This is a genomic window from Candidatus Omnitrophota bacterium (genome assembly GCA_041648975.1).
Taxonomy (GTDB): domain Bacteria; phylum Omnitrophota; class Gorgyraeia; order 2-01-FULL-45-10; family 2-01-FULL-45-10; genus JAQUSE01.
On record JBAZNZ010000019.1, the window covers coordinates 33261 to 48863 of the forward strand.

Annotated in this window: 11 protein-coding genes and 1 pseudogene; 11 read left to right on the forward strand and 1 reads right to left on the reverse strand. The window is 47.6% G+C overall.

Translation table 11 applies throughout. The features are described 5' to 3' along the window. Positions 1-325 precede the first annotated feature (325 nt). From carB to WC592_06870, 10 genes and pseudogenes are all read left to right on the forward strand, one after another. Positions 326-1909 (forward strand): annotated as a pseudogene (gene carB / locus WC592_06825) (carbamoyl-phosphate synthase large subunit). Between the two features lie 7 nt (positions 1910-1916). After that, a complete protein-coding gene (gene purF / locus WC592_06830; GenBank protein MFA4982161.1) occupies positions 1917-3332 on the forward strand; it encodes an amidophosphoribosyltransferase in 1416 nt (471 codons plus the stop codon). Between the two features lie 9 nt (positions 3333-3341). After that, a complete protein-coding gene (guaA, locus tag WC592_06835; GenBank protein MFA4982162.1) occupies positions 3342-4883 on the forward strand; it encodes a glutamine-hydrolyzing GMP synthase in 1542 nt (513 codons plus the stop codon). A 7-nt stretch (positions 4884-4890) separates the two neighbouring features. Beyond that, positions 4891-7755 (forward strand): phosphoribosylformylglycinamidine synthase subunit PurL, encoded by a 2865-nt coding sequence (gene purL, locus WC592_06840; protein MFA4982163.1) that lies wholly within the window; start codon positions 4891-4893, stop codon positions 7753-7755. 3 nt (positions 7756-7758) lie between these two features. After that, the gene (gene purQ / locus WC592_06845; GenBank protein ID MFA4982164.1) at positions 7759-8568 is read left to right on the forward strand and encodes a phosphoribosylformylglycinamidine synthase I; all 810 of its coding nucleotides are present in this window, start codon (positions 7759-7761) and stop codon (positions 8566-8568) included. A 43-nt stretch (positions 8569-8611) separates the two neighbouring features. Continuing rightward, complete coding sequence (locus WC592_06850) at positions 8612-9757, forward strand: AAA family ATPase (GenBank protein MFA4982165.1); 1146 nt, start codon at positions 8612-8614, stop codon at positions 9755-9757. Continuing rightward, positions 9682-10215 (forward strand): hypothetical protein, encoded by a 534-nt coding sequence (locus WC592_06855; GenBank protein ID MFA4982166.1) that lies wholly within the window; start codon positions 9682-9684, stop codon positions 10213-10215. Before WC592_06850 ends, WC592_06855 begins: the two co-directional genes overlap by 76 nt. After that, positions 10203-10874: a TIGR00730 family Rossman fold protein gene (locus WC592_06860; GenBank protein MFA4982167.1), complete on the forward strand. Its 672-nt coding sequence runs from the start codon at positions 10203-10205 to the stop codon at positions 10872-10874. Before WC592_06855 ends, WC592_06860 begins: the two co-directional genes overlap by 13 nt. Positions 10875-11113: 239 nt before the next feature. Next, positions 11114-12928, forward strand: coding sequence for a tRNA uridine-5-carboxymethylaminomethyl(34) synthesis enzyme MnmG (gene mnmG / locus WC592_06865; GenBank protein ID MFA4982168.1), 1815 nt, complete (start codon positions 11114-11116; stop codon positions 12926-12928). Then, a complete protein-coding gene (locus tag WC592_06870; GenBank protein ID MFA4982169.1) occupies positions 12897-13838 on the forward strand; it encodes a TIGR01212 family radical SAM protein in 942 nt (313 codons plus the stop codon). The genes mnmG and WC592_06870 overlap by 32 nt, the downstream gene beginning before the upstream one ends. On the opposite strand, the gene WC592_06875 is transcribed toward WC592_06870, so the two are convergent. Then, positions 13815-15068 carry a glucose-1-phosphate adenylyltransferase gene (locus WC592_06875; GenBank protein ID MFA4982170.1) on the reverse strand — a complete coding sequence of 418 codons (1254 nt, stop codon included), beginning with the start codon at positions 15066-15068 and terminating at the stop codon, positions 13815-13817. The two genes, WC592_06870 and WC592_06875, sit on opposite strands and share 24 nt — an antisense overlap. Positions 15069-15208: 140 nt before the next feature. Between WC592_06875 and WC592_06880 the strand changes: the two genes are divergently transcribed. Then, a partial coding sequence (locus WC592_06880) for a lipid-binding SYLF domain-containing protein (protein MFA4982171.1) occupies positions 15209-15603 on the forward strand: 395 nt, incomplete at its 3' end.

Genomic DNA, 15603 nt, shown 5'->3' on the forward strand with positions numbered 1-15603 from the left:
TTGCCCTTGACATAAGCTCATTATGCGTGTTATAATTTTTTATTAATAGAAAGCGCACATTCTAAAGAATGTGAATTTATATATGGAAAATTATATGGCTATGGATATTCTGAATGTTCATCAAAAAGGGGTGTACACCATACAAGGCGAGTAAGTTATTACCGCAATGTCGGAGAATTGTGGCCAGGGGGACTATCGTCTCTGCTGGCCTTTTTTATTTGCTGTAGGTTCGTAAGTAAACAATTTGCCGACGCCGAACTTCTCCGATAAACATTCATAGACGCAGGTATATAGAAAATTGATTATGATAACTAATCAGATAAAAGAGGATAAGCCATCCCGCCGGAAAAAGGTTCTGATATTAGGCGGAGGCCCAAACAGGATAGGGCAAGGCATAGAATTCGATTACTGCTGCTGCCACGCCTCGTACGCCCTTAAGGAAGAGGGAATAGAGAGCATAATGATAAACTGTAACCCTGAGACGGTATCAACGGACTATGATACTTCCGACAAGCTCTATTTCGAACCTCTCACCGTTGAGGATGTAATGAATATCGTTGACCTGGAAAAACCTATAGGCGCCATCGTCCAATTCGGCGGACAGACGCCTCTTAATATATCCGGCGCGCTTGCAAAAGCCGGATTGGGTATTCTCGGAACGAGCCCCGACTCGATAGATATCGCCGAGGACAGAAAAAGGTTCCAGCATATGCTGAAGAAACTAAAACTCATCCAACCCGAGAACGGGACCGCTACCTCAATCCACGAAGCCAAGGAAGTCGCCGCGAAGATCAGTTATCCTGTAGTGGTCAGGCCGTCTTTTGTCCTGGGCGGAAGAGCGATGGAGATCGTGTATGATGAAAGAGCCCTGGAAGACTACATGGCTAAGGCGGTTGAGGCCTCGCCGGAACGGCCCATACTGATAGATAAATTCCTCGAAGACGCCATAGAGGTCGATGTCGACGCCATCGCGGACGGAACGACGTGCGTAATAGGCGGAATAATGGAGCATATTGAAGAAGCCGGGATTCACTCCGGCGACAGCGCGATGGTCCTTCCGCCGCATACTCTCGCCAAGGAGATCATTGAAACTATAAAGAAGAACACTTATGCCATGGCCAAAGAACTGAAAGTAAAAGGCCTGATGAATGTCCAGTTTGCGGTAAAGAACAATACCGTGTATGTCCTTGAGGTAAACCCAAGGGCCAGCCGGACCATTCCTTTTGTAAGTAAGGCTGTAGGCGTTCCGCTGGCAAAACTCGCCACAAAGATAATGCTGGGAAAGACGCTGAAAGAACTCGGTTTCACAAAAGAGAAAAATATTAACTATGTGGCGGTCAAAGAATCGGTCTTTCCGTTTATCCGCTTCCCGGGCGTAGACGCTATTCTTGGGCCGGAGATGAAGTCTACGGGCGAGGTAATGGGCATAGATACGACCTTTGCGTCGGCATACTTAAAGAGCCAGATCGCTTCCGGCCAGAAATTGCCGACAAAAGGCACCGTCTTTATCAGCGTCAAGAACCAGGACAAAAGGAACATAGTATTCATAGCGAAGAAGCTGGCAGATCTCGGGTTTGACATAATGGCAACGGCCGGCACGGCGATGGCCCTCAACAGTAACGACATAGAGGTCCAGGTTTTGCCTAAATTGCACGAGGGAAGGCCTAATATAATTGATTATATAAAGGACAACAAGGTATCGCTGATAATCAATACGGCTCTGGGTAAATCAACAAAGGCTGACGACGCAAAGATCAGGTCTCAGGCGATACTTTATAACATACCGCTCATAACAACCCTTTCAGGGGCGCAGGCATCAGTGAACGGTATAGAGAGTATGATAAAAAAACCTAAAATATCGGTCACATCTCTGCAAGAGTACCATAAAAAACTGAAGTTAAAGAAATAGGGGGCAAATGAAGGATTACTGCGGCGTAGTAGGAATATACGGCAATAAGAACGCCTCCCAGCTGGCGTATCTCGCGCTGTATGCTTTGCAGCATAGGGGAGAAGAGTCGTCGGGAATAGCGACCTTTGACGGAAAAAAAGTATATCTGCACAAAGGCATGGGGCTCGTCGGGGATGTATTCAATGAGAACAACCTGAAAAAACTGAAAGGTGACCTTGCTGTGGGCCATGTAAGATACTCCACGACCGGTTCCAGCACCGTGAAGAATATCCAGCCTCTTTTGATAAACCACAAAAAAGGGTTCATCGCAGTAGCCCATAACGGCAATCTTACCAATTCGGTAGAACTGAAAAATGAACTGGAGGATTCCGGCTCCATACTGCAGACGACCATGGATTCGGAGCTTATTGTCCACTTCCTGGTCAAAGACCACCTTAACAATTACAGAGAGAAGATCGCCCCAATAGCCGCGCGGCTCGACGGAGCATATTCTTTCGTCCTGATGATAAATGACACCATGTATGCCATAAGGGATCCTCACGGGTTCAGGCCGCTCTGTATAGGAAAATTGGAAGGGGGGTATGTCGTCGCAAGCGAGACCTGCGCCCTCGACATGATCCAGGCTACTTATATAAGGGACGTTGAGCCCGGAGAGATCATAATAATAGATAAAAAGGGCATCACGTCCGTCAAGATACCGGCGGTGAAAAAACACGCCTTTTGCATATTCGAATATATATATTTCTCGCGGCCGGACAGCAACATATTCACAAAAAGCGTATACCTTACGAGGAAGAACCTGGGCAGGACGCTTGCGAAAGAGCATCCGGTCGATGCGGACATCGTCATGCCTATACCCGACTCCGGGACCTTTGCCACGTTGGGATATGCCGAAGAGTCGCATATACCTCTGGAAATGGCTTTCGTAAGGAACCACTATATAGGCCGGACATTCATACAACCAAGCCAGATGATAAGGGACTTCAAGGTTAAGGTCAAGTTAAATCCGGTCAGGGACGCGTTAAAAGGAAAGCGCGTGATCATAGTAGAGGACTCCATAGTGCGCGGAACGACCTCGAGGGGCAGGGTAAGGGCGCTCAGGCAGGCCGGAGCAAGCGAGATACATATGCGCGTAAGCTGCCCCCCGCTGGTATCTCCGTGTTTTTACGGCATAGATTTCCCTACGAAAAAAGAGCTGATAGCGTCGAACCATACTATCGAAGAGGTGGGGCGGTTCATCGGCGTAGACAGCTTAAAGTATTTGAGCCTGGAAGGAATGCTGGATTCCATGATGCTGCCCAAAGAAGAATTCTGCACGGCATGCTTCACGGGAGATTATCCGACCAAGGTATGTAAGCCGCCGTCAAAAAAATCGCTTGAAAAAAAGTGTTGCGCGGGTATCGTAGACAAAAAGAAGGGTTAGGAAGTATAATTGGCAAGAGAAAAGATCGTAATAATAGACTTCGGCTCACAGTATAACCAGCTCATCGCCAGGAAGGTGCGGGAGCTGAACGTATTCTGCGAGATAGTCCCTCCGGACATATCCCCGGATTCATTAGACCTGCGGCAGGTTAAAGGCATAATACTTTCGGGCGGCCCGGCAAGCGTTTACTCCCATAACGCGCCCTCTTGCGATAAGCGCCTTTTTTCTCTCGGAATACCCGTGCTTGGCATATGCTACGGAATGCAGCTGATGGCAAAGCTCCTTGGGGGAAACGTAGAACGCTCGAATTCCAGGGAATATGGGCGCGCGGTATTTACGGCCACAAGCCGCCATTCTCTCTTCGCGGGCATCCCCAAGAAGAGCACTTCGTGGATGAGCCACGGGGATCAGGTAAGAAAGATGCCCGCCGGATTCAGAAAAATCGGATCTTCAAAGAATACGCCGATAGCCGCTTTTGCGAATATTGAGCTTAGCCTGTCAGGCGTCCAGTTCCACCCGGAAGTGGCACACACTAAATACGGCAAGACTATCCTCAAGAATTTCGTCAAAGATATCTGCGGCGCGGCCGGCGACTGGTCCATGAGATCGTTTGTCAAGGAAACCATATCCGACATCAGGAAAACGGCAGGGAAAGAAAAGGTCATATTAGGACTGTCCGGCGGCGTCGATTCATCGGTCGCAGCTGTCCTGATAAATATGGCTATCGGTCATAAGCTCACATGCATATTCATCGACAACGGACTGCTGAGAAAGAACGAAGCTCGCCTTGTGCGCGAGGTCTTTCAAAAACATTTCAAGATAAACCTGCGTGCAGTAGATGCTTCGGACCTGTTCCTGGAAGCCCTGAAGGGAGTGACAAACCCTGAACGAAAAAGAAAGATCATTGGAAAGACATTCATCAGTATATTCGACATTGAAGCAAAGAAGATCGGCGGGGTCAGATTCCTCGCTCAGGGCACATTATATCCTGACCTGATAGAATCTCGTTCCGCGTTCGGAGGCCCCAGCGCCACAATCAAGACGCATCATAATGTCGGAGGCTTACCGAAGAAGATGCGGCTCAAGCTTATAGAACCTCTAAAATACCTGTTCAAGGACGAGGTAAGGATGGTGGGCAGGGAATTGGGCATACCGCAGGAAGTTTTGGGACGCCACCCATTCCCGGGACCCGGCCTTGCAGTACGCATACTCGGCGAAGTTACAAAGGACAGGTGCGACATACTGCGCGAAGTAGACGACAGGTTCATCTCGACGCTGATAAAGGACGGGCTCTACGATAAGATATGGCAGGCCTTCGCTGTTTTGTTGCCGATAAAATCCGTAGGCGTCATGGGAGATGAGAGGACGTACGAAAACGTCGTGGCGATAAGGGCGGTAACGAGCGTTGACGGCATGACGGCGGATTGGGCCCGGATACCTTACGAGGTCCTGGCAAGGATATCGAACAGGATAATCAACGAGGTAAAAGGCGTTAACAGGGTGGCATACGACATAAGCTCTAAACCGCCTTCTACAATAGAATGGGAATAGCCGCATAATGGTATATAGAATCGAGGTTTCAGAAAAAGAAGGCTTTGCGGATCCTGTCGGTTTAGGAGTTAAAAAGGACATAGAGGACCTGGGATTAAAAGGCCGGATAAAGGATGTAAAGACCGTCCAGGTCTACCTCCTGGAGGGCGAGCTCACCGATCTTGACATAGACCGCATATGCGCGAACCTTCTCATCGATCCGGTCACACAGAGGTTCAGTTATAACCGGAATATACCGAGGGAGGAGAAATTCAAGGTAGTCGAGGTCGCGCATAATCCCGGCGTCATGGATCCTGTAGAAGAGAGCGCAAAAAAAGCTATCGCCGATATGGGGATAAATGGCGTCCGTACCGTAAGGACCGCCCGGAAATACCTCATTGACGGGAGATTGTCTTACCCGGAGATCCATTCCATTGCTAAAAAAATCCTTTATAATAAGGTCATCCAGCACATAGTCAAAGGCCAATCACAGATCCATGCCGAAATAGAACCGTACCGGTTCAAGCTTACACATATAAAGTTATTGAAGGCGAACGCGCGCCAATTATTGAAGATATCGAAGGAAGGGCAATTGTTCCTGAGCCTCGTCGAGATGAAGACGATACAAAAATATTTCAGGTCCTTAAAGAGGGATCCCACCGACTGCGAGCTCGAAACGATCGCCCAAACATGGTCGGAGCACTGCAAACATAAGACATTCCGCGGAAATATAGAATTCGACGGTAAGATAATACGCAATCTTTTAAAGAACACGGTCATGAAAGTCACCAAAGAGCTCAATAAGCCATGGTGTGTATCGGTATTCCAGGATAACTCAGGCATAATACGGTTCGACGAAAAACACAATGTCTGTTTTAAGGTAGAGACCCACAACCATCCGTCGGCTCTTGAGCCTTACGGAGGAGCCGGCACCGGAACAGGCGGCGTAATACGCGACCCGCTGGGTACCGGACTGGGAGCCAAACCAATAATCAACACAGATATATTCTGCTTCGGACGACCGGATTACCCTTATAGTAAGCTGCCAAAAGGCGCCCTGCATCCAAAAAGGATCATGAAAGGGGTAGTGGCAGGCGTGCGGGATTATGGGAACAGGATGGGGATACCGACATCGAACGGCGCGGTCCTTTTTGACGATAATTTCGTCGGCAATCCGCTCGTATTTTGCGGGAACGTCGGTATAATGCCTAAGAACAAATCGTTTAAAAAAGTAAACACAGGAGATCTTATAGTCGTGGCAGGGGGAAGAACCGGCAGAGACGGGATACACGGAGCGACATTCTCTTCAGGAGAGCTGACGCATAAGTCTGAAGAGATGTCGGGGTCGGCGGTCCAGATAGGTAACCCTATACAGGAGAAGAAATTAACGGACGCCATCCTGCGCTCGCGCGACATGGGCCTGTATAACGCCATAACCGATTGCGGCGCAGGAGGATTGTCCAGCGCGGTCGGAGAGATGGGTGAAAAGTTAGGTGCGGAGGTCTATCTTGAAAAGGTTCCGTTGAAATACAAGGGGCTCACCTACGACGAAATATGGATATCGGAAGCGCAGGAGAGGATGGTAATGGCCGTAGACCGTAATAAAATGGAGGCTCTTTTAAAAGTCTTCGAACGCGAGAACGTGGAAGCTGCAGTCATAGGAAGATTCACGGGAGACGGTAATTTAAAGCTACTATATGACGGAAATGTCGTATGTGACATGAAAATGAAATTCATACATGACGGCCTCCCGGAAATCACAAGAAAAGCCGCATGGAATAGGATTGTCTTTAAAGAACCGCGCGCCGATACTAAAAAAACGGATTTCACCAAAGATCTGCTTGCCCTACTATCCACCCTGAACATAGCCAGCAAAGAATGGATCATCAGGCAATATGACCATGAGGTACAGGGCGGGAGTGTATTAAAGCCTTTACAGGGAGTGGGAGGAGGCGGGCCCGGAGACGCCTGCGTGACCCGCCCGATCTTAGATTCAAAAAGAGGCATTATCCTGTCATGCGGTATAAACCCTGATTACGGCAAGATAGACCCTTACTGGATGGCGGCAAGCGTAATAGACGAGGCATTAAGGCAGGTCGTTGCGGTTGGCGGGGATATAAAAAGATCCGCCATACTGGATAACTTCTGTTGGGGCAACACGAATAAGCCGGATAGGTTAGGCGCTCTTGTCCGCGCGTCGCAGGCTTGTTACGACATAGCGAAGGCATACGGCGTTCCTTTTATTTCAGGGAAGGATAGCCTTAATAACGAATATTCCTCCGGAAATAAGACAATATCCATACCTCATACGCTTTTAATCTCATGCATCTCGGTAATGGAGGATATTTCAAAGGCCGTGACGATGGACGCTAAAAAACCGGGCAACAGCGTTTATCTTGTAGGACTTACACACGATGAGCTCGGCGGATCGCAGTATTACAAGATGAGGGGATTCACCGGGAATTCCGTCCCCAAAGTCGATGTCACACACGGAAAAGGCTTAATGGCCGCGCTGACCAGCGCGATCCACAAAGGCTGTATAGCTTCCTGCCATGACTGCTCTGAAGGCGGACTGGCCGTCGCCCTCTCTGAAATGGCTTTTGCAGGAGGGCTGGGCATGTCTGTCAACCTGTCTGAGTCGGCACAGCCTGCATCGCAGAAGGGTCTACGCAATGAAGTCCTGCTCTTCTCGGAATCGAATACGCGTTTCATCGTGGAAGTCTCCAATGAAAAAAAGTTCAGCGTCGCCATGAAAAAAATACCGGTATGTAAGCTGGGCTGCGTTACTGAAGACGGGTCTTTCAAGATAGCCGATGGATCCGGAAGAACGATAATCTCAACAGATATTGAAAAACTAAAGAGCGCATGGCAAAACCCGTTTAGGGATCTCTAAACCATGAAAAATATAAAAGTCGCGGTCCTAAGGACTGCCGGCACAAATTGTGACAATGAAACGGCATTCGCTTTCGAAGCGGCCGGCGCCGAGGCCGAATTTGTGCATGTAAACGACTTCGCGAAAAAAGAAAATGGATTTTCTGAATATCATATCCTCGCCTTACCGGGAGGCTTCACCTACGGCGATGATATAGCAAGCGGGAAAATACTTGCAAATGAGTTGAAATTTAAGCTTGTGGATGAGTTGCAGAAATTCATTAATGAAGGGAAGCTTATCATCGGAATATGCAACGGCTTCCAGATACTTGTAAAAGCGGGACTGCTGCCGAACCTGTCCGGCGATTTCCGGTTTATAGAAGCGACTCTGACGTTGAATGACTCTAATAAATTTGAAGACAGGTGGGTATATTTAAAAAAAGTCAAAAATCGAAAGGCAAAAAACAAATGTATATGGGTTGAGGGGATCGAAGATACCATATATCTGCCCGTCGCGCATGGTGAGGGAAAATTTATCCCTAAAGACAGAAAAGTGCTGGATCGGATCAAAGAAAACGATTTGATCGTTTTTGAATACGTTGACGAGAAAGGGGTGAGGAAAGGGTATCCGCATAACCCGAACGGTTCCATAGAGAGCATAGCCGGGATATGCGATAAAACCGGCAGGATCTTCGGGCTGATGCCGCATCCTGAGAGACATATAAGCCCATACCAGCATCCTGCGTGGACCAGGCGCGGGAAGAGGCCTGAGTATTCAGGAGATGGTTTTAAGATATTTAAAAATGGGGTTGATTTCGCAAAAAAACGATTGTAAATTCCTTCTATTTGGTATATATTCATAAAAAAGGAGATGGGCTATGAAAAAGATTTCGATAGCAAATCAAAAAGGTGGTTGCGGTAAGACGACAACGGCCATTAACCTATCGAGCGCTCTTGCCGCGTCCGGCAAGAAAATTCTTTTAATAGACCTGGATCCGCAGGCTCATGCCTCTTTCGGGCTAGGGGTAAACACTAAATCCGCAGACAGATATATATATAATGTCCTGACCGATCTGACTGAAAAACAGCATCCCATAGACGAGTGCATATCGAACGTATGCCAGAACCTGGACATAGTCCCGTCCAACATACTGCTGAGCACATTGGAGCAGGAATTAAAAGACAAGGAGGACGCGGTCTCGCGCCTTCATCAAATATTAACGGCGTCCGGACTTAACTACGATTACGTCGTAATGGACTGCCCGCCAAGCCTCGGCTTCCTGACATTCAACGCCCTCAGGGCATCGGACCTCGTCATCGTCCCGATAGACATGAGCGCGTTTTCGCTTATGGGGGTAGGAAAATTGTTAGGTATGCTGGAACTGATAAATATAAAGATAAATCATGCCCCTACGGTGAACGCGCTTGCCACGATCTTCGACAGAAGGACAAAATATTCCCAGACGATGCTCGACGAGATAAAATCCTTCTTCAAGCACCAGATGCTTGAAACGGTCATACGTATGAATGTGGCCCTCAAAAAAGCGGTTGCCCAGGGTATATCGGTCATACAGTTCGATAAAGATTCTAATGGGGCGCAGGATTACATGGCTCTTGCCGGGGAGATTCTCAAGGCCGATGAAGAGACCGTCAAATCCGAAAATACGGACCCCGCCGAAACAGAGGCAGCTGTATCTGTCGGCCAACAATTGGACAATGTAATGACCGCGGCGTCCCAGGCCATAGCCAAGAATATAGAACAGGCGTTCAGGGAGGTGCAATTTAAGATAAACGCGCCGAACGCAAAAGATATCTATATAGTCGGCGACTTCAATCACTGGAAGATATGCGAAGAGAATAAACTCTCAAGGATTGAGGACGGAAGCTGGCAAAAGAAGTTTGAGCTTTCTCCCGGAAGGTATAAATACAAGTTTGTCATTGACGGCGAATGGACGCTCGATTCGGCAAACCAGGAGCGCATACAGAACGCGTACGGGACATTCGATTCCGTTTTGTCGCTCTAAAGGGAGAAGCCACGGGACCTTCAGCGCATGCCGTCGTATCCGGCCTTGTCAGCATAGGAGTAGGGTATTACTTCGGATCTATAAATTGTGCGGCCATATCCTTCGCCTCGGGAATACTTATAGATATTGACCATCCGATAGATTATTTTTTCACGCATAGCAAGATCCTTGATGTAAAGGACATGTTCAGGGAGTATCGCCTGATGGAGCCGAAGAAAGTTTTCGTAGCGCTCCACTCATATGAACTGATAACGCTTTTATGGGTAGCCATAAGCGTTTTTTCATTATCTGACGCCTGGGTAGCGCTGGCAATAGGTTTAACACAACATCTCATATTTGACCAGTTCACAAATCCCGTCAAGTTGTTCGGATATTTTTTCACGTACAGGGCATTGAATCATTTTGACCCGCGAAAATTACTTTTCGCAAGTAGAAAGGTTAACGGATGGCAACATTAAAAGGTGATTTCACAAAAGAAGACCCATGGCGCATATTCAGGATAATGAGTGAATTCGTAGACGGTTTCGAGGAACTTTCCGATGTAAATAACGCGGTAACTATCTTCGGCTCGGCCAAATCAGACCCGTCAAGCAAGTTCTATAAAAGCGCTGAGACAACTGCCGCATTACTGGTAGAGCACGGCTATTCCGTAATAACGGGAGCCGGACCCGGTATAATGGAAGCGGCGAACAAAGGGGCCAAAAAAGCAGGGGGCGAATCTATAGGCCTGAACATACTGATACCGACCCAGCAGAAACCAAACAAGCACATAACGCGTGTCGTAGAATTCAAATATTTCTTCTGCAGAAAAGTGATGTTCCTGAAATATGCAAAAGCGCTTGTTGCCTTCCCCGGCGGCTTCGGGACCCTTGATGAATTCTTCGAAGCGATAACGTTGGTCCAGACGAACAGGATAGACTCTTTTCCGATAATAGTTGTGGATAAGAAATACTGGAAAGGGCTGATTAGCTGGATGGAAGATACATTACTATCCAACAAGATGATAGATAAACCTGACCTCGGGATATTCAAAGTAGTGGACACGCCGCGGGAAGTAGTCAGCTTAATAAACGACTTCTACAAGAGGAACAAGCCTTCCCCCAAGAGACTCCTCTGATATTACCAATCCTCCATAAATAAAAAGGATGGCAACAGCACTGTGTAGGTAACTTGTACCTTAAGGCCCGAGAACGGGTCACTCTAAGCTGTTGTCATCCATATATAGTATACCTCAAGTTTTTAAAAAAGGCAAGGTGATAGAAACGAATTTATCCTGCGCCGTATTTAGGACTTTGAAATATCCGGAAACCATGTTAAAATAGCATCATAACGTAACCACTTACAGGATAGAATGTTATGAGCAAAGAATATGATGTAATTGTAGTAGGCGGAGGCCATGCCGGATGCGAGGCAAGCCTGGCGGCATCAAAGCTGGGCTGCAAGACGCTCCTCTTGACCATGAATATGGATACTATTGGGCTTATGTCCTGCAACCCTGCCATCGGAGGGCTTGCCAAAGGCCAGCTTGTAAAAGAGATAGACGCACTTGGAGGCCAGATGGCCAGAGCAACCGATGCCACAACTATCCAATTCAGGCTTCTTAACACAAAAAAAGGCCCGGCCGTAAGATCTTCCAGGGCTCAGGTAGACAGGCAGGCATACAGGCTATACATGAGATCCGCGATGGAAGCTCAGAGCTGCCTGGATATTAAAGAGGGGATGGTAGAAGAGATATCAGTAAAGAGCGGCAGGATGTCCGGCGTCAAGACTTCCTTAAATGAGACGTATGTCACAAAATCCCTCATAGTGACTCCGGGAACATTTTTAAACGGGCTTATCCATATAGGCCTTGAACATACCCAGGGTGGGCGGATAGGCGAAAAAAATTCTACCGGGTTATCGAGCGCATTAAATAGGCTCGGATTAAAGCTTGGACGGCTTAAGACAGGCACTTGCGCTCGCCTTGATGGAAAGACCATCGACTTCTCCCGGCTCACACCTCAATATGGAGACGACCCGATAACTCCCTTCTCATTCCAGACCGCAAGGATCCCGAGGGAACAGCTACCCTGCTATATTACATATACCAACAAAAATACCCATGATATCATAAGGGAAAACCTCGACAGGTCGCCGCTGTTTACAGGCATAATAAAAGGTACGGGTGTCCGCTATTGCCCGTCGATAGAAGACAAGATATACCGTTTTCCGGACCGGGACAGGCACCATATTTTTCTGGAGCCCGAAGGATTAAATACAACAGAGTATTATCCAAACGGTATTTCAACAAGCCTGCCCATCGATGCTCAGGAAAAGCTGGTAAATTCGATAGAGGGGCTGGAGAACGCCAGGATCACAAAGCCGGGTTACGGGATAGAATATGATTATATAGAGCCTACACAGCTATATCCCACAATGGAAACAAAAGAGATATCGGGCCTGTATCTGGCCGGACAGATCAACGGGACCACAGGATATGAAGAAGCTGCCGGTCTCGGTCTTATGGCAGGCATCAACGCCGCCTTAAAAATAAAAGAAGAGCAGCCGCTCATTCTGAAACGATCTCAGGCTTATATAGGAGTCCTCATAGACGATCTTGTGACAAAAGGCACCAGCGAACCGTACCGCATGTTCACTTCTCGCGTCGAATACAGACTTCTGCTCAGGGAAGACAACGCCGATTCGAGACTTACGCCCGTTGGTCACGGCATCGGCCTCGTCAATGACAAGCAATATGAGAGAGCCATGACAAAGAAGGGGAAGGTGGACAAAGCGATAGCAAGGCTTAAAGGCTCACGCATGGAGAAGGCATTGCGCCGGCCGGGCGCATCGTATAACGATACCATCTGTTTGCTGGAAGGAGCTTCTAGAGAGGCCATGGAACTTTTCCCGGAAGAGATAAAAGAAGTCGAGATAGAAGTAAAATACGAAGGCTTTATCAAGAGACAGCTCAGCGAGGTAGCGCGTCTTGATAAGATCGAAAGGATCAAGGTGCCTGCCGGCATACAGTATAAGGAGATACACGGCCTGTCTTCGGAAATAAAGGAAAAATTATTAACGGCCCGGCCGACAGATCTGGGGCAGGCATCGAGGATCTCAGGCGTAACCCCGGCAGCCATATCCATACTTATGGTATATATTGAGAAAACGAGAAGACGTGAAGCTTTATAACGATTACAATTCATACCTCAAAGAAAAATTCGGACAAAAAGTATACAGGATAGGTCTGGACGCCGGATTTTCCTGCCCAAACCGCGACGGCACTAAAGGTTACGGCGGATGCGCCTACTGCAATGAGACCGGCTCCAGGTCATCTTATACCGAACCGGGGAGGCCTGTAGCAGAACAACTGAAGCAAAGGATACAATATTTAAAAACCAATAAAGGGGCTCAAAAATTCATCGCATATTTTCAGGCCTTTACCAACACTTACGCTCACCCGGAAGTTTTAAAAAGGACGTATGACAACGTCCTGGGTTTCGAAGAGATAGTCGGTATCTCCATAGGAACGAGGCCCGATGCGATCGATCGCGATAAACTTGAAATCATCTCTTCTTATAAGAAGAGATACGATGTATGGATAGAATACGGAGCGCAATCAACGCATGACAGGACGCTCGCCGGCATTAACAGGGGGCATAAGTTTTGCGATTTCGTCGATGCGGTCGGCGTTACAAAAGAATTCGGCATATCCATATGCGCCCATATAATAGTAGGCCTGCCGGGCGAGTCCAGGAATGATATCATAGACACAGCGAAAAAACTCTCTTCACTCAAAATTAACGGCGTAAAAATACATCTGCTGCACATACTTAAAGGGAGTAAATACGAACAATTGTATCGCGAAGGCAAGATAAAAGTGATGGGACAGGGCGAGTACTCCGAGGCAGTCTGCGACTTTTTGGAACACCTGTCTCGAGATATAATAATCCAGAGGCTGACGGGACAGGGGGCAAAACAGTATCACGCGGCGCCTGATTGGGCGCACGATAAAACAGCTACTATAAGGCAAATAGAAGAAACGCTTAAAACAAGAAAAAGTTTTCAGGGCAAGCTGTCAGATCTTAGTCCCGTCCTTTAAGACGGCATTTTTCGGGACTATCACGATCCCATCCCGGATAAAATAGTTTCCGCAATCGGCATTCTTTAATTTCTTGGAATTCGCTATTACCACATTCTTTCCTATCCTGGCGTTCTTATCTACAATGGCTTTTTCGATATGCGAGTTATCGCCGATCCCGACCCTCGCCGGTCCGGAATTGACAGACTCTTCATAATAATCTGCGCCCATTATAACAGTATCCGCTATCCTGCAGCCCTTTCCCACAATAGACCTTAATCCCACAATAGAGTTGGTTATCTCGGCGTCGTTTATAATAGAGCCTTCCGCTATAAGCGAATGTTCGACCCTGCATTTGTAGACCCGCGCGGTGGGTAAGAACCTGGGCCTTGTGAATACAAGCCCCTCATAAAAAAAGGAGAAGTGCGACTTGGATGACGCCATATCCATGTTCGCGTCATAAAAAGACTCGATGGTACCTACATCTTTCCAGTATCCATTAAAAACATAGCCGACGCCTTTAAGGTTTTTTATTGAGTGGGGGATGACCTCTTTCCCAAAATCCGCGCCGCTCTGTTCAAGGGCCTTCGCGAGCGCCTTAGCCTTATAAACATAAACACCCATGGACGCAAGATAAGGATATCCGGCAGGCGAGTGCACCTTAGCGCGGGCTTTCCCTGAGATAGCAAAGTCTTTCACCTCGGCCCCTGTTGCCGGTTTCTCTTTAAATCCCGTTATCCTGCCGCTGGACGACATCTTAAGTATGCCGTATTCGCTCACCTCATCACTTTTAACAGGCGCTACCGACACGGTAAAATCCGCGCCTTTCTCCCTATGGTAATCGACCATATAAGTGTAGTCCATATTATAGAGGTGGTCTCCGGACAATATCAAAATATCTTCGTCGCCCTTAAGATCGAGATGAAAAAGATTTTTCTTTACAGCATCGGCTGTACCCTGAAACCAGTTGGTGCTATCGATCGTCTGTTCGGCTGCCAGTATCCTTACGAATGCCCTGGAGAAATAATCGAACCTGTACGTGTTGTTTATGTGGTTATTAAGCGACTCTGAATTGAACTGGGTAAGCACATAGATGTCTTTTAAGCCAGAATGCAAACAATTAGATATCGGTATGTCTATCAGTCGGTATTTCCCCCCTATGGGAACCGCCGGCTTCGAGCGATACATAGTCAAAGGGTATAACCTTTTACCCTGTCCGCCGCCCAAAATCAATGTTATGACCTTTTCCATATATTTTCTCTCCTTTAATATAGTTAGATTATATCATAAGTATCATCAAAGACAAGGGCGCAACCAATATTTCACCCGATACCCCTTGACAGACAATCTCCCTGACCATATAATAGCGGTAATAAAAAGGGAGGGGAACGATGAAGAAGATAGGACTTATAGCAATGGCTTTTTTTGCGGCATCACTCTTTTTTCAATCAGGCTGCTTGGCAGAAGAGGACAACAAATGGACCAGGCTTGTGGAAGAATCCGGCAGGGTCTTGTACGATATACAACAGATGCCGGACCAGAACATTCCTGACGACCTCATGAGAAGTTGTTCGGCAATAGCCATATTCCCGAATACCATATCAGCCGGCATCGGGATCGGCGGAAAATACGGCCAGGGCATAATCATGGTACGCAATGAAAAGGGAGGAGATTGGTCCCCGCCGGCAATATTTACCATAGCAGGGGGGAGCCTGGGCTGGCAATTAGGCGGACAGGCCACCGACTTCGTGCTTCTTATTATGAATAGAAGGTCTGTAGATGGCAT

Bases quoted from the DNA above. Each gene is read 5' to 3' on its own strand.
- WC592_06860 (MFA4982167.1), top strand. From the start codon at position 10,203: ATGGCAACATTAAAAGGTGATTTCACAAAAGAAGACCCATGGCGCATA.
- mnmG (MFA4982168.1), top strand. From the start codon at position 11,114: ATGAGCAAAGAATATGATGTAATTGTAGTAGGCGGAGGCCATGCCGGA.
- WC592_06850 (MFA4982165.1), top strand. From the start codon at position 8,612: ATGAAAAAGATTTCGATAGCAAATCAAAAAGGTGGTTGCGGTAAGACG.
- purL (MFA4982163.1), top strand. From the start codon at position 4,891: ATGGTATATAGAATCGAGGTTTCAGAAAAAGAAGGCTTTGCGGATCCT.
- purF (MFA4982161.1), top strand. From the start codon at position 1,917: ATGAAGGATTACTGCGGCGTAGTAGGAATATACGGCAATAAGAACGCC.
- WC592_06875 (MFA4982170.1), bottom strand. From the start codon at position 15,068: ATGGAAAAGGTCATAACATTGATTTTGGGCGGCGGACAGGGTAAAAGG.
- WC592_06855 (MFA4982166.1), top strand. From the start codon at position 9,682: ATGGACGCTCGATTCGGCAAACCAGGAGCGCATACAGAACGCGTACGG.
- purQ (MFA4982164.1), top strand. From the start codon at position 7,759: ATGAAAAATATAAAAGTCGCGGTCCTAAGGACTGCCGGCACAAATTGT.